A 24,326-nucleotide genomic window follows, 5' to 3' on the forward strand; every position below is an offset into this window, starting at 1 on the left:
TTAACTATACAGTGACACGGTATATAATCACTGTACGACTTGACCACTTCTGTCAATAGACATTCTACAGGTGACAGGGAGGGGGTATTGGGATTATCTACCAACCTCGACACAGATTTCACACCGAATATGAGGTGTTCCCGTTTTGATCAGGCTGAAGTATCGCCTCTTGCAACGAAAGGGATGCTCTCAATCTCTATTTTCTTCAAAGAACATATACTCAAACCGGTCGGAATAGCTTGCCCACATAGCACCGATACCAGCCCCAGCGAGTACACCTGCAATGAATCCAAGCGGTCCAAGGCTACTGCCGGCGAGCCCGCCGAGAAGCGCTATGCCGATGACCACGAAGTCCTTGTAATCCATGTCTTTGTTCACCAACTGTTGTATAGTCACCAAATAAGTGTTTGCTCCATAGGTATCACCCTCACGGGCCGTGAGACACCACGGTAGGGATCATGCCTAGATATGATGGGATCATAGACGATTGCTTCCTATATGGGCAGCAGATAATGAAATATTCATAAGAGTGCCACAATCTCTATCAAATAATGGATTCTAGCGATGATGAAGACGGGTCGTGGCAGTGGGAGGATCACGGAACCAGTCCTGATACTAAAGATACAGATGAGACAAGCGAACGTACAGACAGCATACGCGGGCCGATAACCAGCCTGAAGTGGTTCATGAGAACCGACAAGGAGTGGGTAGCGTTTGTCCGAGAAGTGATTTCAAGTCTAGCCATCGTGGCAGCCATTGGTCTTCTCCTATTCGCAGTCAGTGGACTCTGGCCACCGATGGTCGCCATTGAGAGTCCAAGTATGACTCCGAATATGCAAACAGGAGATCTCGTTTTTGTCATGGAAGAACACCGTTTTGCCAGCGGAGCAGCCCACAACGGAACAGGTGTCGCCCCCTACCAAAAAGGCGCAACTACGGGGTACGAGAAGTTCAACAAATTCGGCGATGTCATCGTCTACGAACGGAACGGCAACGCACAACTGACACCGATCATCCACCGTGCTCGGTTTTGGGTAAGCAGCGGTGATAACTGGTACGAGGAAGCCAACCAAGAGTATCTCAGCGGAGCCGACAACTGTGAGGAACTGGCAAACTGTCCAGCGGAACACGCTGGGTTCATCACTAAGGGTGACAGCAACCCCAGCTACGACCAAGTGGGAGCAGACCCCATCAGCGAACCGGTTAAGCCGTCATGGATCACTGGCACTGCTGAGTTCCGTATCCCATGGCTCGGACGTATTCGGTTGCTATTCGGCATGGTAAGCGGATAGTACATTCTACTATCAATATGTTCAACTATGCAACAAACTATACAGCCCGATCTTGCAAACAGCAACTTTTCTGTTTACAGGGTGATGCTCGCCGTGATCGGCGTGAATCTCCCTCCCCCTCGGCACGAGTGCAATCTTCCAACCCAACTTCTATCTGAGGTATGGGCTAAATTCCTGTGTACTCATGTCCGATTCGGAGCCTACCGGTGATTTCTCGGCGTTTGAGTTTGAGATGCGCTCGCAGTTGGATATGTTAATCTTCCTTGTCGCTCTGATTGGTGCTGGTGTTACTCTCGGTTCATTGGTTGGGGTTCTTGTTGGACTCCTGTGTGCTGGGATCGCTGTGATAACTCTCGGCCGGTTATATCGTCGGGAGTTTCGCTAATAGTGAAAAATATTTCAACAAAGCTAGTGTTAATTAGGAAAACCGAACTGCCCAGCGCCGCTGTAACATACTATTGATCTGATTGTTCTAGGTCTATTCGTCATGCATGAATATCTGCAAAATTCAGGTTGTTGAGGGTGGTTTCAACACCTGCCGTATGTCCGACATCTTCCTGCTTGAATTCTGGCTTGTCATATTCGTTGCATTGGTACTCACCGGGGCTGAGACAGATTCCTGCTGGAGATTAACTGTGACNCCTGCCGTATGTCCGACATCTTCCTGCTTGAATTCTGGCTTGTCATATTCGTTGCATTGGTACTCACCGGGGCTGAGACAGATTCCTGCTGGAGATTAACTGTGACACTCTTGTTGGTCCGACCGATCACCGCACCTTCGGGGACTTCGGCGGTCGTGTTCCGCCGGGTCGCGTTGTCATCTGACCCCTCGACCAGAGTCTGGAAGGTGTACGGCCCGGTCGCCTGAATCGAGACGTTCGTTGCGCCCTTTTCGGTTCCCCACTGGTCGTAGCCGGTGGTGGAGTACGGTAGCGTCATCGTGAACTCGCCTTGGCCGTTGGTGGTCGCCTGCTGGGTGTAGTTGAACGTGGTGTTCGCGCCGGGCATCCGCATCTCGACGGTGGCTTCGACAGTTGTATTCGCCGGGGCGGTGCCCTCGACTGTCGCGCCGGGCACCCGCTCGAACGTCTTGACCCAGCTCGGCGTGGTGGTAGCCAGTTCACTCGCGTTCAGTCCCGTGGTTTGGAGCCGCTGGAGCAGCGTTTGAGAGAGCTGCCGTGAAGCCCGCTTGCTCGCGTCGACCAGCCGGTAGTGTTCGAGCGCCGCCACGCGCTCGTGGGGATACTTTCCGACACCACCGATTTGGGCCGTTCCGTCTTCTTTGACGAACGCCCGTGCTGCCGACATGTTGTCAAAGTGTTTGACTGCTGTCTCGTTGCCAGACGGAGGGAACGCAGCCCGGAGGGAGTTACCCTGTGTGATCGGGCGTTGGTAGTCGACCACCACGGGTTCGGGTTCGATTGCGCTCCCGTGGAACGAGTACAGTCGGGTCCGCATCGTTTCGTAGTGGCGCTGCTCGTATGCGTAAAACACGAGCGAGAGCTGTTGACGTTGACTCCCCTGCTGAGTCACAATCGGGGTGTAGTCGTCGTATTTCGATAGTGGCCCGTCACTATACCACGTAAACGGCACGGTGAACAGGCCCGCACCAGCCGGATCGGCCATCCGCCAATCGATCATCACGTAGCGCACGCCCTCACCGTCGGGCATCCGAGCAATCTCGTTGGCCCGCGAAGTATTGTCGGCGAGCAAGAAATTCGCGGCTTGGCGAGCGTTCTGCTGGAAGGGATTCGCTGTCGGGATGCGCTCACCGAGCGTCGTGATCCAGTGGCCATAGTCCCACCACGATAGCACGCCGTACGCCCCGTTGGGATAATTGAAATCATCGGTACGCTGGTAGTCGCCGTCGTAGTCCATCGAGTTGTTGTACCCACCGTAGGTCCCCTCAGCGGGCGTGTTGTTCGCTAACCAGTCGAGGCTGTCCTCCCAGCCGACGACGGTTCCGCCGGGAGAAGACCGAGTATCCGCATAGCTGCCGGCAGTCGTCAGCGCTGCGCCGCCGCCTACGACGAGCGGTGTGGTGATGAGCAAGACGGCCGCGAGCACCGTCACCACCTGATAGGCTTCGAGATTTCGGAGTCTGGAGGCAGTATTGGTCGAGCCGAGGAACCGAATCAATTCGCCGATGAGCACCGCGTTCAGCACGCAAACCGGGACGAGGAGATAGTAGTCGAATCGCTGCTGAGTGAACGTCGCCGCGGTCATCAGCACGGCCCAGACAAGAACAAATAATCCGGCCGCCTGCTGTTTGCTCCGATTGAGAACGAATCGGCCGAGAACGATCGCTGCGCCGACGGCAGCCGTGTAGAAGGCCAATCCGTAGGAACTCTGGATGAAATCCTGCCAGTAGTACCGACTCTCCGGATTGAATGACAGCGGCTTGGCTTCGGCGACAGTCAGCGATGTCGCGCTCGATCCGAACCCGATGACACGTTCGAGTTGGTTGAGGAAGTAGTCAAACAATGAGGGTGTAGCGATTGCCATCACGATCGCACCGGCGATGAACACCCCCAGAATCGTGGCAGGATAGGTCAGTGCTGGCAGATCGCGTGATTCGACTGTGCGAGCGAGCCACGCCATGAACACACAGCCGATCGCTCCCAAAAATGCGAGTGCGGGATGCAACAGCGAGAAACTGGTCACGCTAATCTCGGTCGTCTGGTAGGTAGCGAGCGTGAGGACCCCAACTACAGACAGCGTGATCGCACTCACGATAGCAACGTGTTCCGGACTTTCACCGAGTAGAATACGGCAGGCAGTGCAACAAGGAGGAAGACACCGAAGATGCCGACAAGCAGGAGTCCGGGCGGCCACACCCAGATGTACAGTGAGATGGCGATCCCGGCGAGGACGGCCCAGCCGACTGGCCGGCGTAGACTGGCGACGTCGCGTTCGACGAACTGCTCGTAGACAGGTTTCTCGCGCTCGGCGATCGTGAGTGCGATCACGATCACGGCGACCGCAAACACCTGAAACAACGCCTCCGCTGCGTGATGATCAGAGGATCCCGCGACTGAGCGTGCAAGGAACGTACTCGGCGAGAGCGCGAGGATCGCTACGCCGACCACGCCACCGAATCGTCCGCCGAACCGCTTGCCGAGGAAGTACGTCGGAATCGCAACAAGCGTCCCGAGCACTGCGGGTGCGAACAGTAGAGTGAGTGCGGTGGTCTGTTCGGTGGGATTACCGAGTCCAATGACGAGCGCCGCGGTGGCGACGATCTGATCGTACAGCGTTCCGAACTGGCCGATTGCCGTTCCTGTAGGGAAGCTTGTCCACGGCTCAAACGGCAGCGTCGACGGCCAGTTTGCGACCGTATACTGCACCTGCCGGAGATGATACCAAGCGTCGTTGCCGCTGAAGAGGATCTCGTCGCCGACGAGGAATCGCTGCCAGTTGCGCACCCGAATCCAAAACATGAACCCGACGAGTACCACCAGAAGAGGAATATGATACCACGACTCGACAGCACCGAGCGCTGGGAATCGCTCGATGAGTTGCTCCCTACGTTGGCTCATTAATCCCACGCAGTCACAAGATGTATATATGGCTTTTCATGTCTTTGTCAGTATGTGTCGGTTATCTATATCCGTAATGAAAACAGTTTGCGAATCCTACAACCAGTATAAATTTCGCAGATGGCCGTGCATGACGAATCTAACTAGCCGAGTTCTGTCTAGATCGTCGGGACCGACACGTCGTCGAGTACATCCTTGATTACGCCGTGCTTGTCGACACTCTCAACTACAGCATCGGGCGTGAGTACGAGTCGGTGAGCGAGTACCGGCTGCGCGATTCGTTTCACATCTTCTGGCGTGACGTACTCGCGGCCCGAGAGTATCGCCCGTACACGGGCAGCCTCGAACAATCGCTGGGTTCCACGGGGAGATACACCGACGTTACATGCTGAGTGTTCGCGGGTCGCTCGCGACAGCGCGACCATGTACTCAAGCAGATCCTCCTTGACTCGAATCGACTCGGGTATGTCTTGGAGCGCGCGGACTTCATCGGCCGAGAGTACCTCTGTTGCAGATGGACTCTGTAAATTTCTATCGTCCCGGCGACGGAGAAGTTCGGTTTCGCCCTCCTCGCCAGGGTAGCCGATCGTAGTCTTGACGAGAAAACGATCGACCTGGGCCTCAGGAAGTTCGAACGTACCGGCCATCTCGACGGGATTCTGGGTGGCGATCACAAAAAACGGTTCGGGGAGATCGTGAGTTTCGCCGTCAGCGGTGACCTGGTGTTCTTCCATCGCTTCGAGGAGTGCAGCCTGTGTTTTCGGCGGCGCGCGGTTGATTTCGTCAGCAAGCACGACGTTGGCGAACACCGGACCTCGTGAGAACTCGAACTCGCCCGTCTTTTCGTTGTAAACATGGGTGCCAGTCACGTCGGCAGGCAAGAGATCAGGAGTGAACTGGATCCGCGAGAAACTGAGTCCGAGCGTACGGGCAACGCTCCGAGCAATCAGGGTCTTGCCGGTGCCGGGGACGTCCTCCAGCAGGACGTGGCCACGAGCGAGCGTGCCGAGCAGCACAGTTTCTAAGAGTTCCCGATCGGCGATGACGGTCGTGGAGAGCGAGTCAAATACTGCGTTGATCTCCGTGCCTGGGTCCCCGACAGCGGTGTCCGTGGTTTCCATGCATACATCCCAGAACCGAGCCGCTTATTCGTGACGATGGATGCGAGATCGAAACTAATGATGTGACATTGATGAATGGTCGATAGATGAAGTCCGGCAGGTTGATTGCTGATGGGGTGGCGTTCCGGCGTGATCGGCGCGACGACACCCCTCGTTCGGAGCCAAAATCGGTCAGGAAATGACCACTCTTGCTGACAGGGTGTTCTAAAGGATCAGCGCTGATTCTCGGAATTTCCTCCTGAATCATCTACCAGCCGAGCGGTAGAGTCACTCTCAACAGCCAACGGTAGCAGACACGGACGTGAATCTATGAACTCCTCTGCTGATGCCTATAGCATAAATGACGTTGGGCTACTGACAGTCTGTCACCTATGGAAATCCTGCTGGCTGAGTAAACCACCGCTATCGATATAGATTTTAGCTGAAATTATTCTGCTAATACGTTCTGGCGAGCGCACCACGCCGAGTTATTTTCACGACTCGGAGCGGCAGGAGGTTGGCTCTATGTATCAATTCCAAGGGCGACTGGATACAAGATTATGGTGAGAGCTGTGGCAGTACACGTGTAATCGAACCTAATCCACGACTCATGTGCCGGACAACCACTCACTGTCTCCGAGAAAGAGCACGAGCAACAACAAGAGAACAGCCCCTAAGAGGAGTGCGAGCGCAGCAATCGGAATCGCTGGCAACTGCACGCTGTCGACCACTATTGCAATCGTTCCACCTCCAAGCCCGATTCCAAGACTCCCGATGAAATGGGTCACCGTTACTGAGTACGTCCGTGCGCTCCGCCCGACGTCGTTCCCAAGCGCAATTGCGTGCTCAGCCATATCCCATGTGACAATCGTCAGGCCAACACCGAGTAACAGTTGAAGACTACTCGGATCCGAGATCCACGCTAAGAAGACGAGACCACAACCGAAGATCACGATCCCAAATCCGATGAGAGAGCCAGCCCACGACTGCCGGAGCGGAAACACACCGAGGACGACACACGCCATCGCGAGCGTCCCACCGAAGAACACAATCCGCTCGAACAGCTTGCCTGGAGACAACAAGCCCAGACCAAGTGCAAGGCATATGAGACTACACCCCACAAATATAAGCCCGCCACCGAATACGCGATGACCGCGACGGCGAACGAGACCACTTCCCAACAACAGAAATGCACCGATCGCCTCGGCACCAGCAATCGACACCTGAACAGGCTGACTCGCCAGCACACCGGTCACACAAGCCGCCGAGAGCACTGCAAGTGCACTTCCCGCGTACGTCGGCTGTTTCACAGCAGACGACGCACCCATCAGGACACTCCTCCGTGATGACCCACAGGCCAAACTAGTGGCTTCTCGGGCGACCAGTCCGCAACCGGTATGTCTCGATTCCGCAACATCTGGACGCGGTTCGCACGCTCGATGCTTACGAATTCCTCACAGACGGTCTCGTCTGCCGTCACATCCGGACTGATGACCGTCGCTGCGTATCCATGGGCATCTAGTTGCTGTACAGCAGTCTTGCCGAACCCATCGATGAGTGGTGAAAACAGTATGATTTCGACATTCCCCTGGATTTGTGTGATTAACCGCTGAACCTGTTCCATCGAAGACATCGTGATATCGTCCCCGTCAACCGAGATCGGCTGGTCGTATTCATGATCTACTAATAGCTGTTCGATCTGAGCATATTGTTCGCGGCCTGCGCTTGGTGCTCGCCAGTTGAATTCGCTTCCGAAAATGGCGACGCCAACCTGTTCGCTGTGCTGTTCGAGCGTCGAAGTAACTTGCTGGGCGGCGGCGACACAGTACGCTACTGCGTGCGGCTCTGTCGATCCGGCAGCTCGAATTGCGTTCTGTCGTGCATCCAGGCAGAGCACGACGGCTGTCCGGTGTTCTTCACGGAATTCCACCGTTGTGAGTTCCCCAGTCCGGGCATATCGCTTCCAGTCGATTCGATGCATCGAATCGCCGTGTTGATACGCTCGTATCTGTTGGAATTCGAGCCCTGATTCACCCGCATCAGCGGGCGTTTGTCCAGCATACTGCCGGGCCTGCCGGCGCAACTGAAACGCCTGCAGGTCGACTGTACACTCGAGTTCTTCACGGATGGTCGTCTGCCCGTCGGCTGTAATCTCAGTCTCAACACGCGTATTCCCGCTGATATCGTGGGCAATCACCGTCGTCGGATTGAACCGATGACTGCCGTGTTTCGCAGCGATCGTATACTGGAACGACGTCGACGTGCCTGGACGGAGGGTGGCTGTATGCCGTGGCGTGCCATCGGTGACAGTCAGAAGAGCTGGCACACCGTCGATGATTCGGAGGTCGGCAAGCGTCCGTGGTCCGGTGTTCGTTATGGTAACGGTAACTGTCACGGGGTCGCCGTGATCGGGCGTTTCATCTGTGACTGTTCGTGAGAGTTCGAGATCAACGGTTGGCGGGCCGACGAACAGTGGATAGCCCGCATACGCGACGCCGAGAATCGACGTCAGGAAAACGAGCGGGGCTTCGAGATACAGGCCTGCTGTGCTCGTAAAGAGGACGAATGCAAAGGCCACTCGCCAGCGATGCGTCCGATCGACCGATGTCATGGTGCGTGACCCCTCTGAGATTCGTGGCGCTGTTCGTAGGCGACGATTTCGTGGACGGTTTGACGAGCTCCGTGCTGGAAGGCATGTCCATCGGAGATTCGTGCGTAGAGGCGGACTGATCGAGGGGGTGGTGTTTCCCCAAGAAACCACGCGGCGGTAGCGTTTTCCGTCCAGTCACCACGTCGTACGCGGGTGCTGGCGTCGTCTGTTTCGATGCCCGTGTGACGTTGAATCATGGTGAGGACGGCGTCTCGGAGCCGGGTTCGAATCGCTTCTTGCTCGTCGTCAGTGATGCGGTATCCGAGAAACGGATTCTTAGTCAATGGTTCGACGTCTGCGCCCGCGTGTGGGATCTGTGGTGTGACTTCCGGCTCGTAGCCATCCACATCTGCCTTTTCCGGAATCAAATACACTGTGAGAAGGATTGAACCGCTGAAAAAGGCGATAAGGAGGAATCCCATGACAAGGTAGATACCCTCTTGAGGATGGTGAAGTATCTCGAGTAACGATGGATCGATGGCGTCGATTCCGGTGATGAGGAAAGCAGTAGTGACGAGGACGAATGCTATCAGCATGGTCCAGCGACGAATGCTGGTCCGGGAGAGATTATCCATCTGTGGCCTCCTGTTGGTCATCGAGCTTATCGAGTGCGGCCCGGACGCGTTTCCGGCGAGTGTCTGTTTCGGGCGCGTTCCCGTACTGAACAGCACAGAACGTTGCAGTGATCGTCTCGACGTTGTTAGCTGGAAGGCCTGCGTCAATCGCGATTTGCTGCCATTCAGCGGGGGTTCGTGACGATGGCTCCTCGATGTCATCGACGTATTGAACCATTGTAATCCAGGCTTCCTGGACTGATTCTGGTTCTGTGTCTGGTGGCCAGTCAGCACTCGCAGCTGCTGCCGAGGACTTGGTGGTCGTTTCAGTAGCTTCGCTCAATGAGTAAAGGACACGAGGAACAGCAAGATGATGGCGATATTGGTAGAGGAGACTGATAACAGTGATGAGAATAACAGTCGAGATAATCACAAAGCGGTGCTGAGAGATGATTTGGAGAATCATGAGTATGAGTTTAAGGATGGAACCGCCGGAGAATCCGCCAGATGGAGGCTCAAGAGTGATCCCGAAGAAAGCAAGGAATGCGTTGAGGAGCAAGAAGAGAAGCGCGAGGAGTGAGATACCGGATGTTGGTGCTGATTGCGGTGGCTGGGGAGCAACTGTCGTTGAAATTGAAGATTTGAGTGTGCCTGCGACGACGGCAAGCAGCACTACACAGAGAGCAATAGCAAGCACTGAGAGCAGGCGGTCACGAAAGCCAGTGATTCGGTGTATCATTGGTGGATGAGGTGATACGAGCGAGGGTGGATAGCAGTGTATCGAATGGTTTTGCTTGGTTAGATTAATCTATCGATATAGTAGAACGTCTGTCGGTTCATCTGACGATGAAGGAGTGGGCAGCTTTTCAGAAACCAATACTCCGAATCTCTGATCCATAGGTTTGCCCCGAAAATGGCTCGCTACGCCACCTATCCCCGTGCTTCTACCGACGACCAGGAAATCACTCATCAACACGACGCGATCGACGAGTGGCCTGCACAGCATGACGTCGACACTGAGCGGGTTGATACAGCTCTCGATCGGATGCCCAAGTAAGACAGCATTTAGCGAACCGGTCTCACATCAAAATGGTGGAATCAGCAATATTTTGTTGACCACTAAGGGTTCCACACTTCTCTGAGATCCTTCAGGCATGCTCCGAAGTTTCCATCCCAAAGTCTATTACCCAATACACGAATCATGTATTGTATGTCGACAACCAAAGGCGATCCCGAACGCGCCGTCGACGGGTTCATCGCGGTCGCGGATCTTCTCGACGAGCCGCGCCTTGCCCGTCTCTATACACACGTTCTCCGGAGTGACGATGTGACTATCGATGAGATCGTCGCTGACCTCGGCATTCCTCGAACAACGGCCTACTCCGACGCTGCGTCGCTCGTCGATCTGGGCGTGCTCATCCGCGATGAGACACAGAAAACCCATACCTACACCGCCCGCCCTGTCGTACTCACGATGATACTCGACGAGGATGAGTACACTATCACCCCAACACTCATCGACGCGATTGGTCAGATTCCGCGCGAACAAGATCTCAGCCTCCTCGTCGAAAAACATGGCATCGGCAAGCTCGCCGCCGCACTCACCTACGCGATTCCATATACAGAGGGCAAGATGACCGAACGCGTTGCTGCCCGCGAACTCGATCTCCAGCCGGCGTTCGGGATCGCGGTCCTGCACGCTCTCCGAGAGATCGTCCTCAACATGCAAGACCACGATCCATACTTCGGTCAGATCCGGAACGCACGAGACAACCCACCCCGCGAGGACGGGTAAACGGGAACTCACCCTCGGATGACGGAACTCGACACGACCCACGCCGAGAATTCGGCGTGGATCGCTGATACCGGCCTGTTCATCGCGTGTGGCCGCCAACACAACGACAAGTACACTGCCCTCTCCCGCTTCGCACAACGGCACGACAGGACGTTCGTTATCCCTCACCGCGTCTACGACGAACTGGGTGGGGCTCCTGACCGAAGTACACCTGGTGAAACCCCGATCAACACTGCCATCGATACTGGCTGGGTCCAAGTCGCTGACCCCCTCGACTACGCGAATTCCACAGTCGCAGCGGTTATGGACGACGTTCGCGGCTACATCGCGCGGGCTTCGAACCGTAACGAAGATACCATTGAAAAGGCCGATACAGCGCTCGCCGGTGTTGCTGTCCAGCTTCTCGACGCCGATGAGGCGGCATATATCTCCCTCGTCACGACAGACACCCACGCCGGAGAGGGAAGCGTTGCTGCTGTCGAAGACATCGGATTCAATGGCCAGATCGAGGTCGTCGACGGATTCGATCTCATTGAGGGGATCACGTCGTAGAAGCCGATTCTGAAGCAGCAGCGACTCGTAGCGACAGGGCTACTGAGCGTCCCCCGAGAACAACGCGCCGAGGTGATTCACGTTCTGTGATGGCAGACTCAGAAACGGACGCTACAGCATATCTGGATCGCCGGTGACGATCCAGTTGTGATCCGACTACTGCCAAAGCCGGTTTCGTCCGATACTGGCTTCTCTGGGTCCCGCGGGACAGAGGAGCCGCGCCTTGAGCAATCATTGTGGCGTGGCTGGCTCTCGAGGGCGAGAGCGACGTCTAACACTCTATACGGAGAGCTGTCGATCTTGGGCCTCGCTAAGGCGGCGCTCGCGCTCGGCTTCCATTTCTCGAAGCTCCTCGGTGAGTTCCATCACTTCCAACTCGCGGACGATTTCGGCCAGCTTTTCGCCCGTCGGAAGAATCGTGTATACCCTCCGTGACGGGCCGTCACCGCTTTTGTCGAGGCGCTCCTCCCATAGTCCTTCACTCTCGCCCTCTCGAAGCCGCTTCGAGAGCGTGTTCGGGCTGACCGCAATTGGGTCTTGCAGGTCCGAGAACTGACGGTCACCGTCCGCAATCTCGAGCAAGATTGCCGGTGCGCCTCGCCTTTTGAGAAATTTTGGGTTTTCCATGGTGGTTATATCAACATTTGTCCTGTTGTGGACTCCTACTAAGACTTCGTTTAGGACCGCATCTACTTAGATGTTTATTCTGAAAATGTCCAATAGCTATTTACACCCACGATGAGAGAATGTGTTCAGACGAGCTATAGACTATAGTAGAGTATAGAACTTGAGGCGTGAACTCGGATCAGACCCTCCAACCACACCACTCCACCGTGACCAACGACTCACGATCAACACCACATTTGCTGGATGACTACCAGCCGACCGGAGAGGAACCACCAGTTTCGGAGTCTCTTCGAACTGATATCGACGAGCTATGCGAGCTTCACGATCACATTACTCGTGTCGTCGTCAATCTTAATCTCTCAGATGAGACGTTCTCCGACCAGTATTCCGATTCTGGCAAAGCAAGATTCGAGTTCGAAGCGGTTCTCAGAATGTTCCTCTATATGAAAATCCGTGAGGTCAATCAGTCCGAACTGCACCGCCGTCTGAAGGGTACGACGTATCTTTGGGTACGCTTCGGATTGGGTGGCGTACCGACGCAACAGTCAATCAGTTACATCTGGCGTAACCGGCTCTCGCTCACTGATCGACGTATGATCATGGCTACCGCACGGGTGGTACGAGAAATCGCTGCTGGTCACGGTATCGTCTCCGACGACGAACCACGCCTCCACCCCAACGAGGTAGATGCAGCCGAAATCACCGACGACCAGATCATGGACGCTGTTAGGGCGGCACGCGACCGCGGTCTCGACGAATTCGATAGCGCCCGCGCGGATAATGCTACGTTCGAGGATTTGGCATTTTTCGAGCGACAGGGCTACCTAAACATAGCTGACCGGGGTACGACGACGCGCTCGAAAGGGTCGAGTAAGCGGTTCGAGCGCATTAGCAGCCGTAGAGAGACACCACACGGCGACACTCACCTCCGCACGATGAAGAAGACCGCCGCCCCTCCCGAGCAGATCACGCTCGACGACTACGAGGACGGTCGGCGGCCGAGGGATTGGCAGCGTATCCGCGACGAGGTGCTCGACCCATTCCACCGCGGTGTCGAGACGATCCTCGACGAGGTCAGAGCAAACGGCGGTATCCGTGAGCCAGTCATCGCCGCCATCGACATCACACCGTGGCCGGTCTTCATCTCGCCCTACAAGGACGACGAAGACGTAGCACGTGGCGACGAGCCAGTAGTGGTGAATGGAGAAGAGCGGTATCCGCGCGGGGAATATCCAGAGATGGTACACGGTCTGACGGAGAAGCATAAGCACGGGTACCAGATGGCGACAATTACCATCATCGGAGAGGATACGCCGATTGTCCTCGGTGTCGAGCCAGTGCGCCGGGAATCCAAGTGGGAGACGAGAGAAATAGGAGATACGTCACAGGCAGATCTCGTCGATCAATTGTTGGAACAGGCCGAGCAGCACGTTGATATCCACAAGGTGTTCTGTGACCGCGGATTCGACGCGAATGGTGTTCGAGACGTCATCGACCGCCACGACATGATCTATCTCATCCCGAAACGAAAGTACACGGCCGAAATCGAAGACATCGAAGAGCTGGAACGTGAGTCCGTTACCGATACAGGCGTCGTTCGGAACGTACCACACAGGCATGAAAGTCGCATCCATACAGGGAGCATCATGTACGTGCCATCAACGAAGGAAGAGGGAGCTCACGCGGTGTTCACGACCAACCGAGATGTCCCAGTAGAGCAGGTTCAAGGGTTCGTGGGCCAGTACAGGCAGCGGTGGGAGATCGAGAACGAATACAAGACGATCAAGAAGCACTTCCTGCCGACGGTTGGGTCAATGGACTATCGAGTACGGTTCCTGTATTTCGTGATTGGCGTTGTGATGTACAACGTGTGGCGGCTGACGAATCTCTTGTTTCGTGAGGCTGTGGACGTCCATCTCGGGGAGCGACCGCCAATCCCAGCCGGCGAGTTCATCGAGATTCTCGCATTCTGCATCGTGCCAGGCGATTGATGAGGAGCACTCTGTTCTCGCGCTCATCGAAATCTCGATAGCTGCGGGACGCGCCTGTTGACCCCATTCTTGGCTGTTTTCACCGACTAAGCATCAATTGTGCATTGAACAGCGGGTCGCATTCGCTCTAATCGCAGTTTTCATCGACGAGAACGGTCACTGTCCGTCGGTTTCGCTTGTAGAATCAGCCATCTTCCGAAGTTGTGCTGATACACTGTACGAAACTGTTATATCTGACAATCAATACACTATTCATACATGAGCGATGACGAGCAAGAGCAGGATGCTGACGATCGAATAATCTGTTCCAATTCTAAAAAACGGACGACAGACGGCGAGTTTTCTAAGTCTCGCTCTCGTAACCGTGACACCGAAGCCCTCAGAAAGGAGCGAGAGGTCCCCGAGGATGCGGAGCACGAGACAATAGTTCCCGAACACGTACCGATGCAGATGCGAACAGACACCGAGTCGGATTCCGAAGACGAGTAGAGAACAGCTCGGATGCCAGCGCTTTCTCCAGAGAACGTCCTTTTATCGCTAATCGTTGTTGCACCTGGCTTCATCGCAGTCTACACCGCTATCATATTCGGTGGCCTCAAAGAATCACTCTCGGACGGGCGGTTACTCGGTGCGAGCATTGCAGCAGCGTTCATCATTGATCCACTATTTTTCTGGGGCTACACGCTGTTCGGTGGAGAGATTGCCGACCCAACAGCAGCAGTTGGATTGTTCTTTGAAGGGGGGTTCAGGCCAGAAAGAGTTCTCATACTCACACTTCTCTCTGTAGGAGTCGGGATTTCCGGTGCCGTGGCCGTCAGTGGTGATTTCACGTATATCGCTCGCGAAGCACTTCAACGACAATTTGATGTGAATAGTCATCCCCACCAGCCTTGGGAAGGTTCGCTGAAAACGGCGAATCTTGTCCGAGTGTTGACTACAGAGTCATGGTTCCAGGGGTACATTGCCGAGTGGAGTGAATCGGGGAACGAACGGCAAATCACTCTTGATTATCCTGCGGAGTGGGATGGAGAGAACTGGTCAGAGATGGGTTTGGCAAAAATGATCTTCTTTGAAGAAGACATCAAGCAGATTCACGTCGTGAACGAGGTCAATCATGGAGGAAGCAGAGCACACCCCGCTGGCGATGGTGGGGACGAAGAAGACGATGATGGCTCTGATTCCCAATGATGCCAGAGACGTCTGTTTCGTCTTCCAAGAACAAAATGAAGAATATAGAATACTAAACATACCTTCTGTATACTTGTGAATAGAAAATGGCATTTGCCGAGAAACACGCAATAGAGATGGATTCGATTGCTAATTCTTCCTATACACGACTGGACAAACTTCGATACCGGAGTGTCGTTTCTATGCAAGGTCTGCAGTCTCGAATTCGGCAACAATTGTTCCCGGACTCGGTTTGTTCAAGTACGGCTCTAGGGCCGCGTAGTCCTCCCAGCCGCCGATTTCCATGACGACGCGGGGATTCATGCGTTTCTCAACAAGGCAGGTATGCGCGAAGTACCGGCGCAAATCGTGCGAGGAGACTTTCCGAAAGTCGTCGTTGCCGGTGCGCTCGGCGGTTTGCTCGGCAGTATTCTTCACGATGCGCTGGAGGTGGCGCGGGCTCACATCTATGTAGGGGTTGTCGTCGCTGATCTCCTCGGCGCGCTGGTAACGGTGGAGATCACGCTCGACGCTGCGGGGAAGGTACGCATCGCGGGGCTTCCCACCGCTGCCGGCAGTATCCTTGCCTTCGGGCACGCGCAGGAAATGGTAGCTGTCGTCGTTGATGACTTCGCGGCGGGGATGGGCGGGCGTGATTTGTGGTATCTCGAATGAGCGGAGGCCGACTTCGCCGCCGAGACGTACGATGAGCTCGTCGCGATAAGAGTCGGTCGTCCGCCGCAACTGCTCGTACTCGTCGGTGGTGAGCCAGCAGTTCGATGAGTGGTGGTTCTGATTGCGTTCGACGCGCATGGCGTGTCGCCTTTGTCTGGACAACTACGACATTTATGTGATGGGATTCGAGGACGAGTGAGTGAAAATCGCTGCGAGAGGGTCTGTGTGGCGGTCGGGGTGGTTGGTCGTGTCGTAGTTATACTACAACTACGACATCGGCGTAGCTGGCGATCGTCCTCGGGATGGTTCTCTCGCTTCGACTCCCACGAGGGTTCGTCTGTAGCTCTTTGAGGTCACGGACGGTGAGCTGGTCGAGATTGCTTCGGCCCTATGTAGTTCGTCTGTAACTCCCGACGGCCGAGGTTTCGTGGAGATCCGTTTCGTGGCTTCGACCCTACGTAGGTTCGTCTGTAACCCAACAGTATAACCTCACGGAGATGGGTCAACCCGAGCTTCGACCCTACGTAGGTTCGTCTGTAACTGGGTCTCGTGGTGCTCCGCGGACTTTACTATCCAGCTTCGACCCTACAAGGGTTCGTCTGTAACACGCGGGCCGGACAGCTATCTCGTCGTCAGCGCCCGGCTTCGACCCTACGTAGGTTCGTCTGTAACTCGTAACGGGCGACCGAACGTACATACGGGAACGATGCTTCGACCCTACGTAGGTTCGTCTGTAACCTCGAGCGAGCGAAACGGGTGAGCGGCCGATGAGTTCGCTTCGACCCTACGTAGGTTCGTCTGTAATCCATCCGAGGATCGTGCCCACGATGTCCTCAGCCTTGCTTCGACCCTACGTAGGTTCGTCTGTAACAGGCGTTGAGCACGCGACCGTCGAGGCGCTCCTCGACGCTTCGACCCTACGTAGGTTCGNCCCTACGTAGGTTCGTCTGTAACAGGCGTTGAGCACGCGACCGTCGAGGCGCTCCTCGACGCTTCGACCCTACGTAGGTTCGTCTGTAACCCGCTCATGCGCTCACCTCGTTGCCCTCATCCGTAGCTTCGACCCTACGTAGGTTCGTCTGTAACGTTCCCACACGAATCCGGGCGCGCACTCATCCCCGGCTTCGACCCTACGTAGGTTCGTCTGTAACAGTTCGTCCCCTCTTTCTCCCGTTCCTTATACTGGCTTCGACCCTACGTAGGTTCGTCTGTAACGCGGTGCGTAAGATCCTGCCACCGCTCGGCGGTCTGCTTCGACCCTACGTATGTTCGTCTGTAACGTGATCACCGTGATAGGTTATCCATCAACAATACAAAGCTTCGACCCTACGTAGGTTCGTCTGTAACGCGAAACACGATAACTCCGGGGACAGCGGGCAAACGCTTCGACCCTACGTAGGTTCGTCTGTAACCCGCGGCCTCACCCGGAGTCCCGATGAGGATATTCCGCTTCGACCCTACGTAGGTTCGTCTGTAACCCGTGGAGCTCGAAGAGGACGAGGCCTATCTCATCAAGCTTCGACCCTACGTAGGTTCGTCTGTAACCCGCCGGATCGACTGGACGAGACCGCGCTCGGTGCCGCTTCGACCCTACGTAGGTTCGTCTGTAACTGGTGCGCGGAGCCAGGCAGGTGCGGCGCGAAAGGTGCTTCGACCCTACGTAGGTTCGTCTGTAACTTGTGGGTGCTCCACTCGAGGTTGAGCGGACCATCCGGCTTCGACCCTACGTAGGTTCGTCTGTAACTCTTCAACGCCCACGCCTCCGCGTCGGGGTCATAGCTTCGACCCTACGTAGGTTCGTCTGTAACCGTGGGCGCTGGGGTCGCACAGCGCCTCGATCTCAGTGCTTCGACCCTACGTAGGTTCGTCTGTAACCAATGAGAACGTATCCGAGACGCGGCTAAACGATGAGCTTCGACCCTACGTAGGTTCGTCTGTGACCGGGGCAGCTCATCCTCGCGAACTCGCGGCTTGAGGCTTCGACCCTACGTAGGTTCGTCTGTAACGCCACAGGTTGTATGTCCGGTCGGTGGTCGCGTCGCTTCGACCCTACGTAGGTTCGTCTGTAACGCGAGTTCCTCGTTCGTGAGGCCGAGCTCTTCGTAGCTTCGACCCTACGTAGGTTCGTCTGTAACCAACGACGCCAGCGGCGACGGAAGCAACGACGACCAGCTTCGACCCTACGTAGGTTCGTCTGTAACGCCGATCTCATCGACACCGACGGGTTCGCGCTCGTTCTCGCTTCGACCCTACGTAGGTTCGTCTGTAACGCCCCGGTGGGACGGCGAAGGGATTTTTACAGATCGCTTCGACCCTACGTAGGTTCGTCTGTAACTCGTCGAGCGGTGCCCGATCGACGTCTACGTGGCCGGCTTCGACCCTACGTAGGTTCGTCTGTAACTACGACTACCACATGGCTGTCGATCGCGATCTCGCCGCTTCGACCCTACGTAGGTTCGTCTGTAACAATATCTGTCGATACTGACGGGCCAAAAAATGTCAAGCTTCGACCCTACGTAGGTTCGTCTGTAACACATCCTCAAGAAACCTGCCGACCAGATGGCGGCTGCTTCGACCCTACGTAGGTTCGTCTGTAACAACCGCTCACCGGGCGTGACGATTACCGAGTCGGCGCTTCGACCCTACGTAGGTTCGTCTGTAACAGGCGTTGAGCACGCGACCGTCGAGGCGCTCCTCGACGCTTCGACCCTACGTAGGTTCGNCCTACGTAGGTTCGTCTGTAACAGGCGTTGAGCACGCGACCGTCGAGGCGCTCCTCGACGCTTCGACCCTACGTAGGTTCGTCTGTAACGGTAGCGGTGAGTCCGTGCTGGCCGTCGCGGACGTTGCTTCGACCCTACGTAGGTTCGTCTGTAACGACGCATAGCCAAACTCAGTCCATCGCCGATGGGACGCTTCGACCCTACGTAGGTTCGTCTGTAACCCAGCAAAGGTCCCGAACGGGCGACGGAGTACGTCCCGCTTCGACCCTACGTAGGTTCGTCTGTAACCGTCGGCGGGATCTCGATCGACGACAAGGGTCGAGGCTTCGACCCTACGTAGGTTCGTCTGTAACCCAGCGAGCGCGAGCACCGACCGAGGGCGGCCTCATGCTTCGACCCTACGTAGGTTCGTCTGTAACCGTTCGAGTTCGGCAAGGAGGAGATCGTCCCCGCTGTGCTTCGACCCTACGTAGGTTCGTCTGTAACACGGGATAGTTTGGGGATACATGAGCCGAGACAGGGCGCTTCGACCCTACGTAGGTTCGTCTGTAACCGTCGAGATCTCGGTGGAACCCCAGGGTCGTCAAGTGCTTCGACCCTACGTAGGTTCGTCTGTAACACCTCCGAGCGCATCCGCTCGTGGAACCAGTTCATGCTTCGACCCTACGTAGGTTCGTCTGTAACTGTCCATCGGCGCTGTTTGGCACTCCCCTCGCTGCGCTTCGACCCTACGTAGGTTCGTCTGTAACGAGGCGCCACGCAAACGTCTCTACACCGAGACTGGCTTCGACCCTACGTAGGTTCGTCTGTAACTCGAACGCCCCCTCGATCCCGCGGCCGAGAGCTTCGCTTCGACCCTACGTAGGTTCGTCTGTAACGGGGGAGAGTGTTCGGCAAAGTGGGATGGTGAGGCTTCGACCCTACGTAGGTTCGTCTGTAACCGTCTGTAACCACCGCACGGATTTCGTTGCCGAAGGATGAGTTGGCTTCGACCCTACGTAGGTTCGTCTGTAACCGTGGCGGGCCGAGAGCTTGTATTTGCCGTGGAGGTCCTTGTGCTTCGACCCTACGTAGGTTCGTCTGTAACTTTTAGTGGCGTGCCGTTCGGGTCCGGTTCACTGTTGCTTCGACCCTACGTAGGTTCGTCTGTAACGACGCGGACAAGACCGCCGACTTCGAGAAACAGCTCGCTTCGACCCTACGTAGGTTCGTCTGTAACCAGGCACAACGGCCGATGTGTACCTCGCATCGTCGCCGCTTCGACCCTACGTAGGTTCGTCTGTAACGGTCGCTGGGGTCGCACAGCGCCTCGATCTCGGTGCTTCGACCCTACGTAGGTTCGTCTGTAACACGCCCCGCCACTCGTTGATGTTGCCGTAGAATTAGGCTTCGACCCTACGTAGGTTCGTCTGTAACCGCCAGCTCGCTCTCCGTGAGCGTTTTCAAACGCTCGCTTCGACCCTACGTAGGTTCGTCTGTAACACGAGTACCGTCGCCAGCTCGGCGAGGAGCCCGAAGCTTCGACCCTACGTAGGTTCGTCTGTAACCGGCCGGAGCGACGAACTGCGGCTGGATCCACACTGGGCTTCGACCCTACGTAGGTTCGTCTGTAACCCCGCGCATTGCATTCGTCCGCGACGGGCTGTCAAAGCTTCGACCCTACGTAGGTTCGTCTGTAACACTGTCGAGCGGCGACATCGAAGCCGGTGGCTCACAGGCTTCGACCCTACGTAGGTTCGTCTGTAACNCCTACGTAGGTTCGTCTGTAACACTGTCGAGCGGCGACATCGAAGCCGGTGGCTCACAGGCTTCGACCCTACGTAGGTTCGTCTGTAACAATGCCCGCGTTGCGGCCAGCAATATACTCGCGAGGCTTCGACCCTACGTAGGTTCGTCTGTAACGATGCCGGACTCGTCTATTTCTCCGACGTGAGTTCTGCTTCGACCCTACGTAGGTTCGTCTGTAACCTGCGGCACGGAGCACGCGACGGGGTCGGCGACCTCGCTTCGACCCTACGTAGGTTCGTCTNGCTTCGACCCTACGTAGGTTCGTCTGTAACCTGCGGCACGGAGCACGCGACGGGGTCGGCGACCTCGCTTCGACCCTACGTAGGTTCGTCTGTAACCGGCCTGTTTGACCTCCTTCAACAGCGAGTTGGTCTGGCTTCGACCCTACGTAGGTTCGTCTGTAACCCTCGATGGGGTAGCCGTCGGCTTCGAGTTCCATCCGCTTCGACCCTACGTAGGTTCGTCTGTAACGACGGAATATCGGGCCGAAGCCCAATACCGCCTTCTGCTTCGACCCTACGTAGGTTCGTCTGTAACGTCGATCTTCATGCGCTGACTGACGCCATGATCAAAGCTTCGACCCTACGTAGGTTCGTCTGTAACGAGCGGTTCGTTGCCGGTATAGACTCGTGTAACCGGCTTCGACCCTACGTAGGTTCGTCTGTAACCATACCCAAATGCTGGAGTATACAACTGCTGCGTCTCGCTTCTCACATATGATTTTCGTTGACCGTCAATACCCGCCAGACCCACAGGGGTCGATGGAATCACCGATCGTAGATTGCTTTACGACGCACCACGATCCAACTCCCTCCACGTAACTTTATATGTCTGCGAGAGATATTGAATCCTGCTTGGATGGCAGAAATGCACCATAGATGGACTGTGGCACGATGAGAGTACTATTCGATTTGCAAGCCAAGATGGATGCATCCTACGATTCAGAGTACCATGGGAGATTACGTGCCCGAATCTGGGACGCTCTCAAGGACACCAAGTATGATGAGCACGGTGACGAAACCCCTGGATTCACTTTCTCAAACCCCTTTCCATGGGGGGATCTTTCTGAGAATGACGAACGGCAGTTCATCGTTGCCTCATCACGTGAAGAGCAACTGGCACACATCACCGCTGATCTCCTCAGCAATCCCGAAATGCATGCTGGATCGATGCCATTTGCTGTCAAGGATGCACAACCGCTTGATCCAGGCGTAGGCCCGCCTGGTACCGAGGGCATTCTCGAAACCGCTACCGGAGTGTATTCTGTCACACCTCCAAAGTACCTCGACAACCCCGAGAAACACGATCATGAGACGTTCTGGCGGCCAGAACATGGTATGGAACCATTCTTTGATCATGTAGAGACCCAACTCCAACGCAATCACGATCGATTTATGCCAGATAGCGATCCTGGGCCGAAAGAAGTGGACACACCACTGTTCGAATCGTACGAAATGCTCAAGAAATATTGGCTTGATGTCCAGATCTCCAGCGGAACGGAATGGACAGTCCTAGTATCGAAATGGAAGTTCCCCTATCGAGTCCGCGACGACCACCATCGACGTCACCTCAACCTTGCACTGGATGTTGGCATCGGCCGGCGAACGCCGCTCGGTTTCGGCTTCCTCAACAAGCGTACTAATACAGATGACTGAAGCCGCTCTCGACGCCAATGAGGATGCAGATGCCATCAACGAAATTCTTCTCGATAGGCCGATAGCCTCGCTGTACGATATGGCATATCTCTACGGCAAGCTCCATGCTCTCAATACAGCAAAGCAGTATGACGTGCCGATCGATGACAGATATATCGGGCGTATGACTCATGAGTCGCGCACAGACTACTATGATCAAGAAGTCGGTCTATTCAGCGTTCTTGTCGATCTCACAGGTGACACACCAACATTCGGTGAGGCCGGCGAATTAGATGACATTTCAAGCGACGATACTTCGCCGTTTGTCGCTGAATCGCTTGATCGCGAGAAAATGCTTCGCGTCGGATTCAGTCGCCAGGATAGTCGTGCTGCGGGTCACAACATGTCCCTAAGCCACGATGTGACCAAATCTTCTGAAGATTGCGTGAAGTATGTTCGACAGCTGTTCGACCGCTGGGCAGCGTCTGACTCCGTTGCCGACGTGGCTGCCGAACATGACGATGGGTGGATTCTTGACGATCTCAGAGCGATCGGTGAAAACAGCGATCTAATGGGGACTCTCGAGAGTGACGTTGTTGATTCGATCCGAGATACCTTCGGAACCGAATTTAGCGGCGTTCTTTCGGTGCGTCTGAAACTCCCTGACACCGAGAGCTATGTCTATCCAGGTGAAGTGGAGGTACTGAATGAAGCTATGCACTACAGATGGGTCGAAAAGCGGATGCGATCATATTCAGAAGCTGATGACGCATCCGGCGAAGGTCGAGGCTTCATCACCGAGGAAGGCGGTGAAGTGTTTGGGCTGAGCGACTCTCCGCTTCAGCGGTACAAGGGAAAGATGGCCGAGAAATTCCCCAACCTTGTTGTCGATAAGAGTTGGCAGCAGCGTCCCCTTACCTCTGAAGCCGCAGTTGCCGTGTCATCGGGAGTACCGCTGCTAGAAAACTTCGTCCAAATTCTCGGCGATGACACAACAGCGTACTATGTGCCATACGTTCCTGAACCAACGGTTGAGCAGGCTGTCGCGCTGTATGAACTGGCAATGAAAGCTGCCGACAACAGTGGTGCAGTTGTCAGTGTTATCGAGGACGCCGCTAGCAACCCGGCCAATCCTCTCTTTGATGATTTCAAAATTCACTACGTGGCTACCTACACCCCCGGAAACAAGCGTAAATTCATTGAGGAGGAACCGTGTGCCGACCCGGAACGAACCCGTCTCGTTCAAGAAGCACATACTGAACTGTTGCAGAGTGCCATCTTCACGTCGGACAGAGATGATGGGCTACCACTGTTCCCTTCGCCACCGTATGGTAGACTATCTGATGGTGGTGACAGCGATCAAGGGAGCAGATATCTACGGGTTGAGGACCACACAGCAGTCATCACTGGCATCCTTACTAGCTGGTACTTCCAGAGTACCTTCCGTTATCAGAGTACGGATGAAGACAGAGATGATCATGGCACAACCGATCATCGGACAGAGGCAACCAGCATTACCCTTAGCTCCAACGGGAGAATTGATCCAGATTGGCTTCTCGGCCAATACGTCCCCCGCTTAATCAGCGAGCAGCGAAGCGCATTCGAGAACGGCAATGAACTGCCTGAGTCACTGCTCACCCGCCAATACGTTCAGATGCATGCGCTTGCTCGTGCGGGCGTCCTCGGTGACTCGTCTTCGGATGATCCGCGAACAACGCCGATCGACACAACTGCTATGAGCGATACGATAGACATCAACAACAGAGATGACCGACTTGCACAGTTCATCGATAATCACCCTGCTCTCGCAGAAGATGAGGAGCGCCGCGCAGCGTTTCTCCTTGGTGCTCTGATTGGCCGAGTAGCTGCCTACCAAAATCAGAGTGGGCTCTCACGTACCGTCATCCGTCAGCATCCTATTGACGCGATGACGCGGAGACGTGTGTCTACCACGCTTAGCAAGGTACTAGAGAAGAATGCCCACTACTCGAGCGATAACGATAGTGCTGGGATGTTGATGAATGACCGATACATCACGCGATTGAATGACATCGTGAATCGGCATTCGCCAAGTGAATGGTCGATTTCAACCGATGACCTCCGAATGCACTACGGACTCGGCCTCACCTACGGGAAGAACGATACTTCGATCGACGACAAGGATGCTGCCGATATGGAAGAAGAGGCAGCAATTGAGACACAGGCTGATAACTAACCTTAGACGCTCTTACAACCGATA

The 24,326-nt window shown here is 55.4% G+C and carries 18 protein-coding genes and 2 CRISPR repeat arrays; of the genes, 8 read left to right on the forward strand and 10 right to left on the reverse strand.

Annotated elements, in window-relative coordinates:
* Positions 1-189: 189 nt before the first annotated feature.
* Positions 190-396 carry a hypothetical protein gene (locus tag C451_RS22360; protein ID WP_049912580.1) on the reverse strand — a complete coding sequence of 69 codons (207 nt, stop codon included), beginning with the start codon at positions 394-396 and terminating at the stop codon, positions 190-192.
* A 155-nt stretch (positions 397-551) separates the two neighbouring features.
* Between C451_RS22360 and C451_RS00420 the strand changes: the two genes are divergently transcribed.
* A complete protein-coding gene (locus C451_RS00420) occupies positions 552-1,292 on the forward strand; it encodes a S26 family signal peptidase (protein ID WP_007736450.1) in 741 nt (246 codons plus the stop codon).
* A gap of 597 nt (positions 1,293-1,889) precedes the next feature.
* Here C451_RS00420 and C451_RS00430 read toward each other — a convergent pair.
* The 7 genes from C451_RS00430 to C451_RS00455 all read right to left on the reverse strand — a co-directional run bounded on the left by C451_RS00430 (position 1,890) and on the right by C451_RS00455 (position 9,874).
* Positions 1,890-4,127, reverse strand: coding sequence for an oligosaccharyl transferase, archaeosortase A system-associated (locus C451_RS00430; RefSeq protein WP_449271486.1), 2,238 nt, complete (start codon positions 4,125-4,127; stop codon positions 1,890-1,892).
* Positions 4,022-4,831, reverse strand: coding sequence for an STT3 domain-containing protein (locus C451_RS23335; RefSeq protein WP_241431119.1), 810 nt, complete (start codon positions 4,829-4,831; stop codon positions 4,022-4,024). Before C451_RS23335 ends, C451_RS00430 begins: the two co-directional genes overlap by 106 nt.
* Before the next feature lie 158 nt (positions 4,832-4,989).
* A complete protein-coding gene (locus C451_RS00435) occupies positions 4,990-5,952 on the reverse strand; it encodes an AAA family ATPase (RefSeq protein WP_007736454.1) in 963 nt (320 codons plus the stop codon).
* Between the two features lie 587 nt (positions 5,953-6,539).
* Positions 6,540-7,259, reverse strand: coding sequence for a DUF7519 family protein (locus C451_RS00440; RefSeq protein WP_007736455.1), 720 nt, complete (start codon positions 7,257-7,259; stop codon positions 6,540-6,542).
* The gene (locus C451_RS00445) at positions 7,259-8,542 is read right to left on the reverse strand and encodes a DUF58 domain-containing protein (RefSeq protein ID WP_049912582.1); all 1,284 of its coding nucleotides are present in this window, start codon (positions 8,540-8,542) and stop codon (positions 7,259-7,261) included. The genes C451_RS00440 and C451_RS00445 overlap by 1 nt, the downstream gene beginning before the upstream one ends.
* Positions 8,539-9,156 carry a DUF7269 family protein gene (locus C451_RS00450; RefSeq protein WP_007736457.1) on the reverse strand — a complete coding sequence of 206 codons (618 nt, stop codon included), beginning with the start codon at positions 9,154-9,156 and terminating at the stop codon, positions 8,539-8,541. Before C451_RS00450 ends, C451_RS00445 begins: the two co-directional genes overlap by 4 nt.
* Positions 9,149-9,874: a DUF4129 domain-containing protein gene (locus C451_RS00455; RefSeq protein WP_152420288.1), complete on the reverse strand. Its 726-nt coding sequence runs from the start codon at positions 9,872-9,874 to the stop codon at positions 9,149-9,151. Before C451_RS00455 ends, C451_RS00450 begins: the two co-directional genes overlap by 8 nt.
* A 471-nt stretch (positions 9,875-10,345) precedes the next feature.
* Here C451_RS00455 and C451_RS00460 point away from each other — a divergent pair, with 471 nt between their 5' ends.
* Complete coding sequence (locus C451_RS00460; protein WP_007736461.1) at positions 10,346-10,930, forward strand: DUF7437 domain-containing protein; 585 nt, start codon at positions 10,346-10,348, stop codon at positions 10,928-10,930.
* A gap of 18 nt (positions 10,931-10,948) precedes the next feature.
* Positions 10,949-11,482 carry a hypothetical protein gene (locus C451_RS00465; protein ID WP_007736463.1) on the forward strand — a complete coding sequence of 178 codons (534 nt, stop codon included), beginning with the start codon at positions 10,949-10,951 and terminating at the stop codon, positions 11,480-11,482.
* A 279-nt stretch (positions 11,483-11,761) separates the two neighbouring features.
* Here the strand turns inward: C451_RS00465 and C451_RS00470 are convergent, their stop codons facing one another.
* Positions 11,762-12,064 carry a winged helix-turn-helix transcriptional regulator gene (locus C451_RS00470; RefSeq protein ID WP_161605804.1) on the reverse strand — a complete coding sequence of 101 codons (303 nt, stop codon included), beginning with the start codon at positions 12,062-12,064 and terminating at the stop codon, positions 11,762-11,764.
* 980 nt (positions 12,065-13,044) lie between these two features.
* Here C451_RS00470 and C451_RS23340 point away from each other — a divergent pair.
* The 3 genes from C451_RS23340 to C451_RS00485 all read left to right on the forward strand — a co-directional run bounded on the left by C451_RS23340 (position 13,045) and on the right by C451_RS00485 (position 15,288).
* Entirely contained in the window at positions 13,045-14,100 is a 1,056-nt protein-coding gene (locus C451_RS23340) for a transposase (protein ID WP_241431120.1), read from the forward strand.
* Positions 14,101-14,358: 258 nt separating this feature from the next.
* Positions 14,359-14,589 (forward strand): hypothetical protein, encoded by a 231-nt coding sequence (locus tag C451_RS00480; RefSeq protein ID WP_007736468.1) that lies wholly within the window; start codon positions 14,359-14,361, stop codon positions 14,587-14,589.
* Positions 14,590-14,601: 12 nt separating this feature from the next.
* The gene (locus C451_RS00485; RefSeq protein ID WP_007736469.1) at positions 14,602-15,288 is read left to right on the forward strand and encodes a DUF6338 family protein; all 687 of its coding nucleotides are present in this window, start codon (positions 14,602-14,604) and stop codon (positions 15,286-15,288) included.
* Positions 15,289-15,468: 180 nt separating this feature from the next.
* On the opposite strand, the gene C451_RS00490 is transcribed toward C451_RS00485, so the two are convergent.
* Entirely contained in the window at positions 15,469-16,080 is a 612-nt protein-coding gene (locus tag C451_RS00490) for a site-specific integrase (RefSeq protein WP_007736470.1), read from the reverse strand.
* Between the two features lie 307 nt (positions 16,081-16,387).
* A CRISPR array of direct repeats spans positions 16,388-18,606; the repeat unit is 30 nt; unit sequence GCTTCGACCCTACGTAGGTTCGTCTGTAAC.
* A 118-nt stretch (positions 18,607-18,724) separates the two neighbouring features.
* Positions 18,725-21,121: direct repeats of the CRISPR family, unit length 30 nt; unit sequence GCTTCGACCCTACGTAGGTTCGTCTGTAAC.
* 225 nt (positions 21,122-21,346) lie between these two features.
* Here C451_RS00490 and cas6 point away from each other — a divergent pair.
* Positions 21,347-22,108, forward strand: a complete 762-nt coding sequence (cas6, locus tag C451_RS00495; protein WP_049912594.1) for a CRISPR-associated endoribonuclease Cas6 — start codon at positions 21,347-21,349, stop codon at positions 22,106-22,108.
* Entirely contained in the window at positions 22,101-24,302 is a 2,202-nt protein-coding gene (locus C451_RS00500; RefSeq protein WP_007736473.1) for a TM1802 family CRISPR-associated protein, read from the forward strand. The genes cas6 and C451_RS00500 overlap by 8 nt, the downstream gene beginning before the upstream one ends.
* The last annotated feature ends 24 nt before the right edge of the window (positions 24,303-24,326 follow it).

Source organism: Halococcus thailandensis JCM 13552 (assembly GCF_000336715.1).
In the GTDB taxonomy this organism is placed as follows: Archaea; Halobacteriota; Halobacteria; order Halobacteriales; family Halococcaceae; genus Halococcus; species Halococcus thailandensis.